Below are 16317 nucleotides of genomic sequence, written 5' to 3'. Positions count from 1 at the left end.
TGGCAGGTGAGTTGGGGGGGAGCGGCCCGCCGGAACGGAGGTTCCGGCGGGCCGCTCCGTGCCGTGAGGAGTGCACCAGGAAGCCCCGGAGCACGGCTCAGCGTGCCGGCGCGGGGACCGGCCGGACGGGGCAGCGGGCCGGGGCGAGGTGTGCGTCCTGCCCGACCAGGCGTACGGAGACCGCCCCCTGCGCGTCAGCCGCGTACGCGGCCGTGCAGACGAGCTGGTCGCGGGCGGGGGAGGTCAGCCGCGTCACCCGCAGGCGCAGCTCGACCTCGACGGTGAGGCCACCCGTCACGACCCGGTCCGCGGTGGATGCCGCACGGGCCAGCGAGGGAGCGTTGCGGAACCCGGCCCGCCGCTCGGCCCTGTCCGGCCCGGCGAGCAGGGCGGTGACGGCCGCGAGCGGCGAGAGGGCCTCGCTCGTCCCGTCGTACGTATCGGGCGTGCCCGCGAGGCCGTCCCGGCCGCGCGACCCCTCCGGGCGAGCCGTCGAGCCGTCCGGGCGGACGGAGCCCGCGGTGCCGTCAAGCCACGGTGATGCCACAGTCCGGGGCACGGGCAGCAGTTCGTCGTCGGGGGAGAAGAAGAACAACAGCAGACGCCCCTCGCGCGGAGGAAGCAGATCGCCGACCGCCGGGCTGCCCGCCTCGATCACGTCCGTCTCCTGGATGCCGCAGCCGCCGAGCGTGCCCCCTGTGAGGATCAGCAGCGCGGCGAGCCGGGCCGCTCGACGCGCATGGAACGCCGATGTCCTCACGCGGTGGCCTCCGTTCGGTCGTGGGTGTCCGCCGGTCCCTCTCCGCGATGCGCGGGCGGCGGACCGTCGGGTCCTGTGCCACCGTGCGCAGGCGGGGGACCGTCGGGTGCGCCGCTCCTGGACGCGGGCCCGTCGAACGGCAGCTCCACAGTGAAGAGTGCGCCGCCGCCCGGCGGGTTCTCCGCCCGGATCGTGCCGCCGTGCAGCTGTATGTTCTCCTGGGTGATCGCGAGCCCGAGACCGCTGCCCGATGAGCGGGAACGTGCGGCGTCCGCCTTGTAGAACCGGTCGAAGACGTGCGGCAGCGCCTCCGGAGGTATTCCGGGGCCGCTGTCGCGCACCTCCGCGATCAGCGCATCGCCACGTGCCGACAGCCGCACCGTGACCGGTTCGGCTCCGTGGTGCAGGGCGTTGCCGACCAGGTTCGCCATGATGACGTCGAAGCGGCGCGGGTCGAGGCGGATGCGGATGCCGTCAGGCAGCTCCGCGCGGACGCTGCCGAGCCATTGCCTGCCGGACAGGGTGCCGCGTACCGCCTCCGCCGCATCCACCTCGTCGGTGGTGAGTTCAGCGGCGCGGGCGTCGAAGCGGGAGATCTCCATCAGGTCCTCCACCAGTACGACCAGCTTGCCGGTCTCGGTGCTGATCAGTCGTACCGCCCGAGCGGTGTCCGGGGCGAGGGCCGCGGCGTCCTCGTCCACCACGCCCGTGACGGCGACCATCCCGGCGAGTGGGGTGCGCAACTCGTGCGAGACGTCGGCGGCGAAGCGCCGGGCCCGTGCCTCGGCGTCCCGCAGTTCCCGAACGGTGCGTTCGAGGCGGGCTGCCGACTCGTTGAACGTCCGCGCGAGGTCGGCCAGTTCGTCCCGGCCGTGCACGGGGATACGCGTGTCGAGCCGGCCGCCACCCATGGAGTGTGCGGCACGCCTCAGTTCACGGACAGGGCGCAGCACGCTGCGCGCGGCGAGCAGGGCGGGCACGAGGGACACGGCCAGCCCCGGCAGCGCGCCGTCGCGCGCGGCGGTCACCAGGGCGTCGATGTCCACCTCCTCGTTCGTCATGGGCATCACGGCGAAGAGCACCAGGCCACTCGGCATAGCTCCGCCCCCGGCGATCACCCGTGTCATCACCGGCATCCCGATCGTCAGATACGCGTTCCCGTCCTTGACGACCCTCTCGAAGCTGCCGTGCGGCGAAGTGAGCGCGGCGCGGCGCAGCTCCGCGGTCAGAACACCGGAGACCGGCCGGTCGCCTGAGGAGACCCGCAACGAGCCGTACTCGGCGAAGACGATCCACGGATGGGGTTTGGCGCGCTCCGCGATGTCGTAGAGGTCCCACCGCAGCGCTTCCGGATCCAGGGGCAGGCTGGGGACGAACCGCTCGGCCTCCTCACGGAAGGAGGCGACGGCTGTGTCCTGCGCACGCACGAGGACCGCGCTGCGGGCCTCCCGATAGGTCAACGTGGCGGTGGTGACGGCACTGACCGCGGCCACCAGCAGGAAGGCGATCACCAGGCGTGTGCGCAGCCCGAACGCGGCGGTCGCTCCGGGTATCTTCACAGCGGCCCGAAGCGGTAGCCGAGGCTTCGCAGGGTCTGTATGTATCGAGGGCTACGGGACGGATCCTCGATCTTGATGCGCAGCCGGCGTACACAGGCGTCCACCAGGCGCACGTCACTGTAGTAACTGTGCTCCCACACTTCCGCAAGGAGCCGCTGACGGCTGAAGACCTGTTCGGGCACGGCGGACAGGTGCAGTAACAGCTTCAGTTCGGAGGGCGCGAGGGCGACCTGTTCGCCCGCCCTGAGGACGGTGTGACCCGCGCGGTCGATGTCGAGTTCACCGTGGCGCTCCACGGCGGGCCTCGCGCCGGCCGGGCTTTCGATGCGGCGCAGTACGGCACGTATGCGGGCCTCGATGACCTCGGCGCGGGCGGGCTTGACGATGTAGTCGTCCGCACCCGCCTCCAGCCCGACGACGATGTCGCAGTCGTCGCCGCGCGCGGTCAGCATGATGATCGGCAACTGGCTGGTCTCGCGCACCCGGAAGCAGACCTGGACACCGCTCATGGCGGGCAGCATCAGGTCGAGCAGCAGGAGGTCGGGACGGAAGGCGCCCAGCGCCTCCAGGCCGGCCTCGCCGGTCGCGGCGGCGAGAACCGTGTGCCCGAGCCGGCGCAGCCCGAGTTCGACGCCCTCGCGGACGGCGGGGTCGTCTTCGACGAGGAGGACGCGTGGCATGGCGGTGTCTCCGGTGTCTCGGATGTTGAGGGAAGGGGAGTCGTGGAGGTCGGCGACCTGGCGGCGGTGACAGAACCGGAAGACGGGGTGACCGCGTCCCTGATGCGCCTGCGCGCTACCGATCGCTACCGGTCGGCCGCGCGCCGCCGGGTGCCCCGGCACAGCGGCCGGGACCGCGGCGACCGGCCCGCCTGAGGGGCCCCGGCGGCCGGCCGCCGCGATCCGGCCCTCGGCACGGGGAGGTACACCATGCCGAACCGCCCGGCGCTGCACCGGCACCCCCCGCCGCACAGGACCGGCGGCTCTCCGGTCAGGGGCGTGAGGTGGCGACGGGTTCATGGCCGTACTCCGAGGGGCGAGGAAGCGGTGACGCCTCATACTCGCAGGCTCCCGAGCTGTGGTGACGGTCGGTCACATACGCCGCCCACGGGAAGCGGATCTCTGCCGCGTCCTGCGGCCGGGCCGAGCCGTAAGGTCACCAGCGGTATTCCGCTGAGGAGGAGCGGGCCGGGACACGCCTCCCGTTGTCCCTGGCGATGGACTCCCCGGCCTCTGCGGACGCTCCTGAGGCCGTACGCGCGCCTCCGGAATCCTCGGCGTCACACAGCGTATCCCTGGCCCGCGAGCCACCGGTGGACCGCCGCCTTGTCGGCGACGCTGATGCGCATCGCCCCGCCGGTGTCGGGCCCCTCGTCCTCGTTGAACGCGGTGTCGGTGACCCGTGCGGTGACCCAGTCGGAGAGCTCACGAGCAGCGTCGGGAGACAGCCGGTGCTGCTCCCAGTCCCGTCGCGCTTCGGCGGCCGAGGGCGAGTCGTTTCCCGCCGCCTCGTCCAGCCACATGGGCACGAGGCGCCTGGTCACCTCCTCGTCGGACGATGACGACGAGGGGGACGAGGACTGCGGAGGAGGTGTCATGGGAGGAGGGTGACCGGCTCCCCGGCCTCTCACACGCGGCTTCGGCCATCCGGTTGCCATGGTCGCCTCCGTCGCGCTGGGCGTGGCGTTCAACGCCTCAGCGGGATCGCGGGCGGCCGCGAACGTCACGGTGGCGGCGTCCAGGTGGCCTGGTGCAGGTCGCGCTACGGCGGTCAGAACGGCTGACACTCCAGCTGTGGTTCGTGACGATCCGTGGGGCAGAGTAGGCCCATGGCTACGTACGAGACGATGTCGTTCCACCTGGAGACCCAGCGGCTGATACTGCGCCCGTGGGCCGAGTCGGACGCGGCTGAGTTTCGCGCCCTCCTCTCCGAACGCGGCAACGGGACGCCCACTGTCGAGTACACCCGGACGGCCATCACGAAGCTGCTCACCGCGACGGCGACCACGGGGATCGCCCTGCTGCCCATCCAGCGCCGTGACGAAGGCGACTTCATCGGATATTGCGGGTTGATCATCGGCCGTTCCACCCTGGAGGAGCCCGAGATCGCGTACGAGCTGTTCCGGCGCGCGCACGGGCGGGGGTACGCCACCGAGGCGGCCGGCGCGGTGCTCGGCGCCGCTGGTGCGACCGGGCGGAAGCGGCTCTGGTCGACCGTCGGCACGTGGAACACTCCGTCGCTGCGTGTCCTTGAGAAGCTCGGGTTCGAGCGGGATCGCGTCTCCACGGAGGACAGCGGCGAGGTGGCATGGCTCACGCGCTCGTTGCCATGAGGCGGCGCGGGCGGCGGCCCTGCCCTGGGCACGTGTGCGGCCCGGGCGGAGCGTGTCCTTCGGGCCGGCGCTGAGTGCCTGCGCGTCACGCGTCGCACCGGACGTACCCACCTTCTCGTGGTCTCGCGGTGAGGCCGAAAACATGGGGGGTGATTCCCCATGCAGCGGAACCCCCTCCCGTACCAGGATCGGCCATGACACCGAGCGGTCGGCCGAGTTGTGGAGGAGGGGCGATGGTGGCGAAGGCGGGAACGGAGCGGGCCGGGGCTTCTCCGGGGGCGATCACACGGTGGTGGGAGGCCGGGCTGGTCTCCGGTGACGCGGATGGGGTGCGTCCCGACTGGGCCGTACTGGCCGAAGAGGTGTCGGCCGACGCACCCGAGGAGGCCGTGGCGCCCGAGGGGGAGTATCCGGGACTGAGCGGCTTCGAGTGGGTGCTGCGGCCGTTCACCGTCTGTGCGGGGGACCGGCTGGAGCGCGGCCTGTCGGGGCGGGCGCGGAAGCTCGTGGACATGACGGCCGTGCGGAGTGACCTGGAGCGGCAGCTCAGCGGCAGGCTCGCACGGGCGGCGGCGCGGACGCTGGTGCTGGAGCTGTACGAGGCCCGGACCGCCGAGCGCCTCGACGGGGACGACACGCGGACCCGCTTCCGTGACTTCCTCGGGCGAACCGCGTCCCGGCGCGGATTGACGGCCCTGCTGGCCGGGAGGCCGGTGCTCGCGCGGATCCTGGGGCGGGCGACGATCGACGCGGCGGACGCGGTGGCGGAGACACTGGAGCGGCTGGCGGACGACCACGCCCGTCTGACCACCGGTCTTCTGAAGAGTTCCGGCGGGGATCCGGGGCTGCTCGTGGGCGTCGAGCCCGGCGCCGGTGACGGGCACCGGGGCGGACGGAGCGTGATGCTGCTGCGCTTCGCCGGTGGCGCCCGGCTGGTGTACAAGCCCCGGCCCCTCGCCGCGCACCGCCACTTCAACGAGCTCGTCGCCTGGTTCAACGGACTGCACGGCTCCGTGGATCTCCGCACCCTGCGTCTGCTCGACAGGGGCGACTACGGATGGGTGGAGTTCGTCGTCGCACGCCCTTGCGTGTCCGCGGGGGAGGTCGAGACGTTCTACCGCCGCCAAGGCGCGCTGCTCGCCCTCGTGCACCTCCTCGACGGGACCGATCTGCACCACGAGAACCTGATCGCCGTCGGAGCCCACCCGGTGCTGGTCGACGTGGAGACCCTGTTCCACCCGCCGCTGGCGGGCGCCGCGACGGAGGACCCCGCCGCCCGGGCGCTCCACGACTCGGTGTACCGCGTCGGGTTGCTGCCCCAACTGCTCGTGGGCGACCACAGCGCCCTGGACGTGTCCGCCGTCGGTGGCGGGCACGATGCGGTGTCGCCCGTGGCCCGGGCGGACTGGGCCGACGCAGGCACCGACCGGATGCGCCTGGTGCGCAGGGCCGGAAGGTTCGGCGAGTCGGCGAACCGGCCGCGCCTGGCGGACGGTGAACCCATCGAGCCCGGGGCGCACATCGAGGCGCTCTGTGCAGGTTTCCGCGCCGGTTACACGGCGATCAGCGCGGCCAGGGAGGAACTGCTCCACGAATGGGGCCCGTTGAACGCGTTCGCCGCGGACGAGGTGCGAGTGGTGCTGCGCCCCACCTGGGTGTACGGCACGCTGCAGGACGAGTCGACACACCCCGATCTGCTGAAGGACGCCGACGCACGGCAGCGGGTCCTGGAGAGTCTGCGAACCGATCTGTTCGGTACCGCCCTCGCGCCCGGCCTGGTCGACGAGGAGATCGCCCAGCTCTGGTCGGGAGACGTACCGCTGTTCACCGCCCGCCCCGGCAGTGACCGGCTGTGGGGTGCGGCGGAGCGGCCGCCGGCCGGCCGCACCGACCGCGCCGGGCTCGCCCGAGTCGTCACGAAGCTCGACGCCCTGGACGCCGTCGACCGGCAGGACCAGGAATGGATCGTACGGGCCGCGATGGCGACGACCTCCCGCACGCCCGCGCACCGGCCGGCCGTGGGCCGGCGCACCCGTACGGCGGACCGCGCCCCGGAGCCGGAGAGGCTGCTGTCGGCGGCCCGGTCCGTGGGGGACCAGCTGGTGTCCCTCGCCTACCGCGAAGGACCGCGCAGCAACTGGATCGGCCTGGAGCTCCTGGACGACCGCTACTGGCGGATCGGCCCGATGCCGGCCGACCTGGCCGGGGGGTACACCGGACCCGCGCTGTTCCTGGCCCAGTTGGCGGCGCTCACCGGGGCCGGACATTACGCGGAGGCGGCCCGTACCGCCCTGGCACCGGTGCCCGCCCTGCTCGACGCGCTGAGCGCCCGGCCCGTGGACCTCGGCGCGGTGGGCTCGGGTGCCTTCTCCGGCCTCGGAGGCATCGCGTACGCGCTCGCCGAGACAGCGCGTCTGCTGGACGACCCGGACATCGGCTCGTGGGCGTCCACCACGCGTGGGCTGGCCGGCGCCGCTGCGATCGCCGAGCGGGAACGCGGGGTGGGCGCGGGAGTCGCCGGGGGGCTCGTCGCCCTGCTGGCGGACCAGCGTGGTGCTGCCGGATTCGGCGCAGGGGGTCAGGAGACCCGGCGAGCCGCGCGGGACTGCGCCGACCGGCTCGCCGCAGCGGATCCCACGATCGGCGGGCGGGGCTTCATGACGGGGGCGGCGGGGATCGGATGGGCCCTGCTCCGCTTCGCCGAGGCCGAGGCCGATGCCTCGGGGGAGGGCGATGCCTCGGTCGAGGTCGAGTTCGACACCGAAACAGCCGCCGGTCTCGAATCCGCGTCACCGGGCGGTGGCGACGGCGGTGAGCGGTACAGGGTGGCGGGCCTGTCCGCCCTTCGCGCGGCGGTCGCCGGGGAGCCGGGCGGAAGCCCGGGACCGTACGGCGGCCTGGAGGCCGGTCGGCGCGGAAGTCCGGGCGTGGGTCACCGGGAAGGCTCCGCCTCCGCATCGGCCGATGGGCCCGAGGGTGGTGTTCGGGCATCGGCCTGGTGCCGGGGGCGGGCAGGCATCGCGCTCGCGGTGCTCGACGCGCCGGGAGCCATGGACGACCCGCACCTCGCGGCCTGGGCCCGTGGGACCGTGGAGGGGCTGGGGACGGGCCGCCCGGCTCCCGACGACAGCCTCTGCCACGGAGAGGCGGGAGTCTGCGAACTCCTGGGCCACAGCGCGCTGCCGGAGGCACGCCCGCACTGGATCCGCCGGGCCGGAGCGCTCCTCGCATCCGTCGAGGAGAACGGGGCACGGAGCGGCGCGCCGGACGGCGTACCGCACCCCGGCCTGCTGACCGGGCTGGCGGGGATCGGGCACGGTCTCCTGCGGGCGGGGTTCCCGGAGCGTGTTCCGTCCGTACTCCTCATGCGGACGTCCGGACCGGGGGCCGACCTGAAAGACGGGCCCTAGGCCGTAACCGCCATCGCACCGCCCCCCCCGCGCGCCCCCGCCAAGGACGGCCGTTCGGCGCCGGTACGACTCCACGAAGCGTCCCGACCGCACGACCGCACCCCCTCTGCCGCACGGCTGCACCACCGCATCACGGCACCACCGCATCACCTCGCGACTGCACGACCGCACGGCTGCATCAGGGCAGTACCGCACCACCGCACGACGGCACGGCTGCATCAGGGCAGTACCGCACCACCTTGCGTCAGCACGACCGCACGACCGCACGACCGCACGTCCGCACGACCGCACGTCCGCACCACTGCATCAGGGCAGTACCGCATCTCGGCACAGTTCGGCACGACCCACCACTCCCGCGGATGAAGGACGAGTGAGCACCCATGCAGATCAGTGACTCGGTGAGATACGTCAACGGCGGCGCCGGCACGGAGACCTCGGCCCAGGACCACCCGGTGGGAGAGGTGACACTCGGGACGAGCGGGGCGCTGGGCCTGCGCAGCCGGCTGCTCGGGACGGCGGAGTTCCGCTCTGCCGGCTTCCTGGACACGCCTTTCACCACCGCCACCGTCCCGCTGGGCTGAAAGTGAGACGGACGCGTCGCCCGGTGACGGGGGGTGGATGACGTCCGGACAGAGCGGGCGAGGGCCGGGTGCGAACCCGGCCCTCTGCCGTGAGTGAAGGGGACCAAGTAACCTGCGCCCATGCGCGCGACGTCGTCGGTCATCGTGGGGCGGGAAGCCGAGATCGGGCTGATGGACGAGGCCCTGGAGAGCGTCAGGAGGGGTGCGGGACGAGCGGTGTTCCTCGTCGGGGAGGCGGGCATCGGCAAGTCCCGGCTGGCCGGCGAGTGTGCCCTTCGCGCGTACGACCTGGACATGCCCGTGCTGCGGGGGCGTGCCACCTCCACCGGGCTGGTCGTGCCCTTCCGCCCGCTGACCGAGGCGCTGTCCTCGCGGTTCCGGGCAGCCGGTGCGCCGGACGACCCGGAACTCGTCCCCTACCGCCCGGCGTTGGCCGGGCTCGTGCCGGAGTGGCGGTCCGACGCGGTGGCGCCCGGATACGCGATCTCGCTGGTCGAACTGGCCGAGGCACTGCTCAGACTGCTGGCGGTACTGGGCCGCGAGCAGGGCTGCGTCATCCTGCTGGAGGACCTGCACGACTCCGACACGGAGACGATCGCGGTCGTCGAGTACCTCGCCGACAACGTGGCGGATCTGCCGGTCATGCTGGTCGGCACACTCCGCCCCGACCCAGGACCGGCACTGGACCTCGCGCTCGCCGCGGAGCTCCGCAACACCGCCTCCCTCAGGGAGCTGAGGCCGCTGGACGTGTCGGCCGTACGGGACATGGTGGACGCGTGTCTGGACGCCGGGCCGGGTGAGGTGCCGCCCACGGCGCATCGCCAGCTCTCGGAGCGCGCGGGCGGGAACCCGTACCTGGTGGAAGTGCTTCTGGCGGACCTGCTGGACACCAAGCGGCTGAGCAGGGCCGACGGCCAGTGGCAACTCGCCGACTGCGGCGAGGCGACGGTGCCGACGGGCGCGGTCCGCAGCTGGGCACGCCGGCTGGAACGGCTGGACGAACCGGTCCGCGAGCTGGTGCTCATCGCGGCGACGCTCGGCGGCCGGTTCTCCGTCGGGGCGCTCAGGGCGGTGACCGGGCTGGACGACCGGGCGCTGTTCGCGCACCTCCGGGCGGCATCGGAAGCGGGGATCATCGCCCCGGACGGTGCCGCCCACGACCACTACACCTTCCGTCACGTCCTGACGGCGGACGCTCTGAGGGCCTCGTTACCCCCTGCCGAGCAGGCGGCGCTCGCCCGGCGCGCGGCCTCGGCCATCGAGGAGTCCGTGGGCCTGCTCTCCGGCGAGGAACGCCAGTTGGTGGCCACCCTGCGGCTCGCGGCGGGCGACAGGGCGGTGGCGTCACGGCAGTTCGCGGAGGTCGGGCGGCAGATGCTGGACGCCGGAGCGTCGGGCTCGGCGGCCGTGCTGCTGGAGCGCGCCCGAGGACTCGCGGCCGACGAGGAGCGGGACGAGGTCACCGTGCAACTGGCCATCGCCCAGGCCGAGTCCGGGCGACTCGACGCGGCCTCCGCGCTGCTCGACGATCTGCCGCCGGCGCCCGCCGGGTCGCCCAGGGCGGAGGAGCGCGCCCACGCGCACACACAGGTCGCCTGGGTCGCGACCATGGCGGAGCAGCAGGAGGAGGCGCGCCGTCGCATCCAGGCGGCCCGCGCCCTGTTCGGGGTGGCGCCGCGCCCGGAGCAGGAGGCGGCGCTCGTGGTGATCGAGGGCCACCTCGCGCTGTTACCGGAGCGCGACGGCCGGGGCGAGGGGCCCGGCCCGGGTGGCCGGGCCGACCAGGACGGCCGCGAGCGGCTGAAGGAGGCGGAACGTTCCGCCAGAAGCGCCGCGCTCACTGCGGAGCAACGCGGCCGGCCCGTCGTGGCGTGCCAGGCATGGCAGTTGCTCGCCCTGCTCTCCAGGGAAAACGGGTTCGACGAGGCCGACGCCTGTCTCGTCCGGATGCTCGCGGTCGCCGAGAAGCACCGTCTCGCCGGATGCCGGGCCGAGGCTCTGGTGCGGCTCGGCACCAACGCCTTCATGCGGACCGGGGAGGCGACCCAGCTGGAGACGGCCCGCGCGGCGGCTCACGAACTCGGTTCGCTGGTCCTGCTCCAGACCGTCGACGGGCTGCTCGCCATGCAGAGCGCGCTGGGTGGGCGGTGGGACCGCGCCCGCGGGATCGTCGAGCGGTCCGTCGAGGCCAGCGCCCGCCTCCAGAACCTGTCGGCGCACCGCTATCTGCTTCTCGTCGACGCCGTCCTGGCCGCCCACCAGGGGAAGGCCCGGGAACAGGAACGGGCGCTCGCACGGTTCCGCCGGGCCGGGGGAGAGGAGTCGATGCTCGTCCCCCTGCAGCGCGGACTGTGCCAGGCCGTGGGGGCCCTGATGGGGGAGGACCGGCCACGGGCGACGGCCGCCCTGGACGCGGCGTTGGTGTGGGAGCGGGAGCACCCGAGCTTCTTCTATCTCAGCGGCCGGTACGGGCTCCGCCCCCTGCTGCGGATTCTCGACGGCGACGGCGACGGTGACGGAGAGGGCAACGGCGACGGCGATGTCGGCGGCCGGGAGGCCTACCGGGAAGCACTGGCCTCACCGGGCGGACAGCTGGCCTGGAACCGGATGTTCCTCGGTATGGCGGACGCGGTGCTGCTCGGCCGGGACGGCGACGCGGACGGCGCACGGCGCGCCGTGGAGGAGGCCGGCCGCGCGGCGGTGGTGTTCCCACAGGCGTGGCACCTCGCCCTGCGCCTGACCGCCGAGGCGGCGCTCCGCGACTCCTGGGGTGAGCCGGTCGCGTGGCTGCGTACCGCCGAGGAGTACTTCCACGAGGCGGGAGTGCAGCCGGTGGCCGGGGCCTGCCGGGCCCTGCTGCGGCAGGCCGGGGTCAGCGTCCGTCAGCGCCGGGGCGGCCGGGAGCGGATTCCGGCGGAGCTGCGCAGCGCGGGCGTCACGCCGCGCGAGTACGAGGTGTTCGTGCTGCTCGCCGAGCGGCCAGGCAACCAGCAGATCGCCCAGCACCTGTGCATCTCGCCCCGGACCGTGGAAAAGCACATGGCGAGCCTGATGACCAAGACCGGCTGCGTCGCCCGCTCGGCGCTGTGCGCGCTGTCGGCGGAGCGGGCGGAGTACGAGGAAGGGGCCGGCGCCGCTTCACGGGTGGCACCGGCCTGATCCGGACGGCCGGCCGGGGCCGGGCAGCAGCACGGGTCGGACCTGGACGCCGGTGCGCGGCGAGGTACCCGGTACGAGCCACCGCAGGACCGCGCCCCCGTGCGCCCCGGCGTCCCCCGGGATAGGGGACGCTTCGCACTCCATGGGGTGCGGACCCCCATGAGGTGACGGCCGGGTGCGCGACTCTGCGGGCCCGGCACCGATGTGTGGGGGATCCGGGCGGCGGATCATCGGAAGGACCGATCAACTCCCGCCCCCTCGGAGGTTCGCTCGATGCCGCGTTTTTCCGCGCAGCCCGCAGCGTTACCCGGCACGCTCCGGTTCTCCGTCCTCGGGCCGCTAGCGGTCCACCGGGACGACCGGGAACTGCCCCTCGGCCCGTTGAAGCAGCGCGTCGTCCTGGCGACCCTGCTCGGCTCCGCCAACAGCCCGGTGTCCGTGGACGCGCTGACTGACGCCGTCTGGCCGGAGGAACCCCCACGCACCGCGCGCAAGAACATTCAGGTGTACGTCAGCGCCCTGCGCACGCTGCTCGCGGAGGACGACCGGGACCGCCCGAGGCTCACCCACACGCACGGCGGGTACGTGCTGGGCGTCGCGGAGGACGAGTTCGACCTCCTGCGGTTCCGCTCCCTGGTGCGGGCGGCCGAGGGGCAGCCGGTCCGTCCGGCCGCCCAACTGCTGCGTCAGGCCCTCGACCTGTGGAAGGGCTCCCCGCTGGGCGACGACCTGCGGCACTCGCCCCGACTGGCGGAGGAGACCGAGCGGCTGGAACTCCGACGGCTCACGGCGTACGAGAGCTGGGCGGAGATGGAGCTGGAACTGGGCGGCGCCGCGGCCGTGGTCGAAGGGCTGCGCGACCTGGTGGAGCTGCACCCCTTGCGGGAGCGGCTCCGGTGCGCGTGGATGCGCGCCCTGAGGGGGACCGGACGGCAGGCCGAGGCGCTCGCGGTCTACGACGACTACCGGCAGCTGCTGGCCCGGGAACTGGGCCTCGAACCCAGTGCCGCCATGGTGGCCCGCTACCGGGCGATCCTCGCGGGAGACGACCGGGCCGGGACGGAGGTGGCGGCGGCGCGGCCGGGCACGGGGACAGCCTCCGGTCGTGTCGGGGCGACGGCGGCTCTGCCGTCCGACCTCGCCGACTTCACCGGACTCGGCGAGGAACTGCGGTATCTCCTCGACCTGTTGGAGGACGAGGGAGCCGGTGAGGTCGTACTGCTGTCCGGCCCGGCGGGGGCAGGAAAGACCGCCCTCGCGGTGCGCGCCGCCCACCTGCTCGGCGACCGGTTCCCGGACGGGCGGATCTGCGTCTCCCTGCGGGACGCGGACGGCGGTACCCGTCCGCTGACCGCCGTGCTCGCGGAGATCGGAGCGCGGACGGGCCAGGCGGGATTTTCGGGGCCCGAGGCATGGCGCGAGTGGCTGGCGGCACACCGGGTGCTGGTGGTGCTGGACGACGTGCCCGAGGAACGCGCCGTACGGCCGCTGCTTCCGAGCGGCGGGAAGGGCAGGGTGGTGCTCACCGCGCGCGGCCAGCTGGGGGGCCTGGCGCCCGTGCGCAGGATCTCCGTCCCGCCGCTCGGCACCGCCGAGGCGGTGCAACTGCTCGCCGGGCTCGTCGGCCGGAGCAGGGTGCGGGCCGACCGGGAGGCGGCGCTGCGCATCGTGCGCGCCTGCGGCGGGTCGCCGCTGGCGGTCCGGGTGAGCGGGATGCGTCTCGCGGTGCTCCGCCACGTACCGCTGCGGGAGTTCGCGGACCGGATCGCCGACCCCGCGGGGACGCTGGACGAACTGACCTCGGGGGACGTGTCCGTACGGCGCAGGCTGGCCCGTGGCTGGGAGGCGCTGCCGCAGGAGTGCGGCAGGGACGCGGGACGGCTGGCCGCGGGCACGGGGGACGGCCCGTTCGGCCTGAGTGAGGCGGCCGAGGCCCTCGGATGCGACGAGCGGCACGCGGTACGCGTCGTGGAGGGGCTCATCGACGCCGGGATGGTCACCTCACCCGGCGGCGAGGTCACCGCACACGCGGCGCAGTACGAACTGCCGCACCTGGTCCGCCTGTACGCGCTCGGCGCCGAGCGGCAAGGGACCCCCGTGCCGGTCTCGGGGTGAGCGGAGCCGGCGAGGCCGGGCGGACCGGCCCCGCCGGCCCCGGCGCCTGCCGTCGACAACCGCCGCCGAGCGGCATCCGGCACGCCCGCCCGTGGACGGCGCCGGAATGCCCGCGTGGCGCAGCTGCCGGGAAACACTGCCGGGAAACATTGGCGCCGGTACGGTCCTCCGGTCGGGTCGCCCCCTCAGGCGGCCGGAGGGACCCTGGGCATCAAGGGGTCGCCGGACCGGGACGTCGAGGGGCGGGCAGCCCCACGTGTCGCGCGAGGAAGGCGAGGCACTCGGCCTGCAGCGCCGCCGCACGGGACGCGGCACGGTCGCCGTGGCCGACGCCGCGCTCCAGCCGCAGCAGAACCGGTCCGGCGCCGGACGAGGCGTGCTGGAGCGCGGCGCACATCTTGCGGGCGTGCAGCGGATCGGTCCGGGTGTCGCCGTCCGCGGCGGTCAGTAGCACCGCCGGGTACGCCGTTGCGGGCGTGACCCGGTGATAGGGGGAGTAGCCGAGCAGCGTCGGCAGGCGTGCGGGGTCCCGCGCGCTGCCGTACTCGGGTGTCCAGCTTGGGCCGAGCCCGGACAGCTCGTAGCGGACCATGTCCAGGAGGGGGGACATGCAGACCACTGCGGCGTACTTCTCCGGCTGCTGGGTGAGGGCCGCGCCGACCAGCAGTCCGCCGTTGGAACCGCCCATGACGGCGAGCCTGCCCGGCTCCGTCCAGCCCGCGGCGATGAGCCGGTCGCCGGCGGCGGCGAAGTCGTCGAAGCTGTTCTGCTTGTGCTCCCCGCTGCCCGCCCGGTGCCAGGACTCGCCCTCCTCGCCGCCGCCGCGCAGCCCGGCCCAGGCGAACACCCCGCCGGCCCGCACCCAGGCGAGGACCTGGGCGCGGTACCGGGGGGACATCGTGCGCCCGAAACCGCCGTACCCCGTGAGAAGCGCCGGGCGCGGCACGTCCGGGCGTCCCGTCGGCGAGATGACGAACATGCGTACCGTCGTCCCGTCACGTGACGGAAAGGCCACCTGGCGGGTGACCGCGCCGGCGACCACCAGGTCGCCCGGGGCGTCGCGCTCCCAGCGCGTCGCACGACGGGTTCGCCCTTCGAAGCGGAGCACGCGTGGCGGCGTGACGAAGTCGGTGTAGGCGAACCAGGCTTCGTGACTTCCCTGCGGGCCGGCCGAGAAGTCGCCGACGGCGCCGGTTCCGGGCAACGGGACCGTGGCCACCTGCCGGCCCTCGACCAGGTCGTGCACGGTCACCTCGGCAACCGTGTCGCGGGTCCAGGCGGCCAGACCGAGCGGCTGCTCCGGCCCCGTGCCGGGCAGGACGACGAAGTGCGTCAGCACCGCGTCGGGCCGTTCGGGGATCACCTCGCGCCAGGCCGCGTGACCCAGGTGGAGTTCGGCCGGCCGGCACGCGACGACGCGCCCGCGAGGGGCGTCGCGGTCGGTGCGCAGCCACACCCGGTCCCGGGGACCGCTGCCCGGCACCGCGTGCAGGCGGGTCGCGGCCCCCATGCCCTCCTGGACAGGCCGCAGCAGCGGGCGGCCCAGCGGGCCGGCGAACAGGTCCGCCAGGTAGACGTCGGTGCCGCGCCCGGTTCCGAGCGTCGCCGTGATGCCCAGCCAGCGGCCGTCGGCCGTCACGGAGACGCTGTAGAACTGGGTCTTGTCCCGCCCCTCACCGAAGACCAGCGCGTCCGCTTCGGGCGCCGTTCCGACCCGGTGGAGGTAGACCCGCCGGTGGTAACGCTCCTCGCCGGGGTTCAGACGGGGATCCAGGTGCCGGACGTAGTAGAACGCCCCGCCCCCGGGCAGCCAGCCGACCGACGACTTCCGAACCCTGTCCACCGGCCCGTCGACGATCTTCCCGGTGGACACGTCGATCACCTGGAGCAGCGAGTCCTCCGTGCCGTCGCTGGAGATCTGGCAGGCCAGCAGATCGCCCTCCAGGGAGGGTTCCCAGGCGTCGAGCACGGTGCGTCCGGACGGGTCGAGGGCGCTGGGGTCCAGCAGCACCCGCTCCGCCGTGTCCGTCCCGGCATCCGCCACCACGAGCACTGGATGCTCCTGACCGGCGTCCTGCCGCAGCCAGAAGACCCTCCCGCCCCGGACCTTGGGCGGCCTGGCGCGGTCGACGGCGTTCAGCTCCGCCACCTCCGCCTCCCACTGCTCCAGGCCGGGCCAGGCCGCCCGTTCCGCCTCGTAGAGGCTCTCCTGCTCGACACCCCAGCGGAGCGTCGATGCGGACTCGGCGTCCTCCAGCCAGCGGTACGGGTCGGGGACGCGCACCCCGTGGAGCTCCTGGACGACGTCCTGCCGCTCCGCATGGGGGTACTTGCTCCGTGTCGGTCGCGCGTCAGGGGTCACTCGATGCTCCCTCGTTCGTGGTGGGCGGAAGGTGCCGTG

10 protein-coding genes are annotated in these 16317 nt (G+C 73.8%); 5 read left to right on the top strand and 5 right to left on the bottom strand.

Annotation, left to right across the window (positions count from 1 at the left end; all coding sequences use genetic code 11):
* Nucleotides 1-97: 97 nt before the first annotated feature.
* The 4 genes from AB0C82_RS24855 to AB0C82_RS24840 form a co-directional block, all read right to left on the bottom strand.
* Nucleotides 98-760 carry a hypothetical protein gene (locus tag AB0C82_RS24855; RefSeq protein WP_362845807.1) on the bottom strand — a complete coding sequence of 221 codons (663 nt, stop codon included), beginning with the start codon at nt 758-760 and terminating at the stop codon, nt 98-100.
* Entirely contained in the window at nt 757-2319 is a 1563-nt protein-coding gene (locus AB0C82_RS24850) for an ATP-binding protein (protein WP_362845805.1), read from the bottom strand. Before AB0C82_RS24850 ends, AB0C82_RS24855 begins: the two co-directional genes overlap by 4 nt.
* Nucleotides 2316-2999 carry a response regulator transcription factor gene (locus tag AB0C82_RS24845; protein ID WP_362845803.1) on the bottom strand — a complete coding sequence of 228 codons (684 nt, stop codon included), beginning with the start codon at nt 2997-2999 and terminating at the stop codon, nt 2316-2318. The genes AB0C82_RS24850 and AB0C82_RS24845 overlap by 4 nt, the downstream gene beginning before the upstream one ends.
* Before the next feature lie 599 nt (nt 3000-3598).
* A complete protein-coding gene (locus tag AB0C82_RS24840) occupies nt 3599-3916 on the bottom strand; it encodes a hypothetical protein (protein WP_362845801.1) in 318 nt (105 codons plus the stop codon).
* A 231-nt stretch (nt 3917-4147) separates the two neighbouring features.
* On the opposite strand from AB0C82_RS24840, the gene AB0C82_RS24835 reads away from it, so the two are divergent.
* The 5 genes from AB0C82_RS24835 to AB0C82_RS24815 all read left to right on the top strand — a co-directional run bounded on the left by AB0C82_RS24835 (nt 4148) and on the right by AB0C82_RS24815 (nt 13916).
* Nucleotides 4148-4651 (top strand): GNAT family N-acetyltransferase, encoded by a 504-nt coding sequence (locus tag AB0C82_RS24835; RefSeq protein ID WP_362845800.1) that lies wholly within the window; start codon nt 4148-4150, stop codon nt 4649-4651.
* 233 nt (nt 4652-4884) lie between these two features.
* Entirely contained in the window at nt 4885-8061 is a 3177-nt protein-coding gene (locus tag AB0C82_RS24830) for a type 2 lanthipeptide synthetase LanM family protein (protein WP_362845799.1), read from the top strand.
* A 380-nt stretch (nt 8062-8441) separates the two neighbouring features.
* The gene (locus AB0C82_RS24825; RefSeq protein ID WP_362845797.1) at nt 8442-8642 is read left to right on the top strand and encodes a hypothetical protein; all 201 of its coding nucleotides are present in this window, start codon (nt 8442-8444) and stop codon (nt 8640-8642) included.
* Between the two features lie 120 nt (nt 8643-8762).
* Entirely contained in the window at nt 8763-11801 is a 3039-nt protein-coding gene (locus AB0C82_RS24820; protein WP_362845795.1) for an AAA family ATPase, read from the top strand.
* A 273-nt stretch (nt 11802-12074) separates the two neighbouring features.
* Nucleotides 12075-13916 (top strand): BTAD domain-containing putative transcriptional regulator, encoded by a 1842-nt coding sequence (locus tag AB0C82_RS24815; RefSeq protein WP_362845793.1) that lies wholly within the window; start codon nt 12075-12077, stop codon nt 13914-13916.
* 211 nt (nt 13917-14127) lie between these two features.
* Here the strand turns inward: AB0C82_RS24815 and AB0C82_RS24810 are convergent, their stop codons facing one another.
* Complete coding sequence (locus AB0C82_RS24810; protein ID WP_362845791.1) at nt 14128-16278, bottom strand: prolyl oligopeptidase family serine peptidase; 2151 nt, start codon at nt 16276-16278, stop codon at nt 14128-14130.
* Between the last annotated feature and the right edge of the window lie 39 nt (nt 16279-16317).

The organism is Streptomyces sp. NPDC048560, from assembly GCF_040650955.1.
Classification (GTDB): Bacteria; Actinomycetota; Actinomycetes; order Streptomycetales; family Streptomycetaceae; genus Streptomyces.
This window is presented reverse-complemented; position numbering and strand designations above follow the sequence as displayed.

Excerpts from the sequence above, each read along its gene's own strand:
- AB0C82_RS24845 (WP_362845803.1), bottom strand. The coding sequence starts at position 2,999 with ATGCCACGCGTCCTCCTCGTCGAAGACGACCCCGCCGTCCGCGAGGGC.
- AB0C82_RS24840 (WP_362845801.1), bottom strand. The coding sequence starts at position 3,916 with ATGACACCTCCTCCGCAGTCCTCGTCCCCCTCGTCGTCATCGTCCGAC.
- AB0C82_RS24835 (WP_362845800.1), top strand. The coding sequence starts at position 4,148 with ATGGCTACGTACGAGACGATGTCGTTCCACCTGGAGACCCAGCGGCTG.
- AB0C82_RS24830 (WP_362845799.1), top strand. The coding sequence starts at position 4,885 with ATGGTGGCGAAGGCGGGAACGGAGCGGGCCGGGGCTTCTCCGGGGGCG.
- AB0C82_RS24825 (WP_362845797.1), top strand. The coding sequence starts at position 8,442 with ATGCAGATCAGTGACTCGGTGAGATACGTCAACGGCGGCGCCGGCACG.
- AB0C82_RS24820 (WP_362845795.1), top strand. The coding sequence starts at position 8,763 with ATGCGCGCGACGTCGTCGGTCATCGTGGGGCGGGAAGCCGAGATCGGG.
- AB0C82_RS24815 (WP_362845793.1), top strand. The coding sequence starts at position 12,075 with ATGCCGCGTTTTTCCGCGCAGCCCGCAGCGTTACCCGGCACGCTCCGG.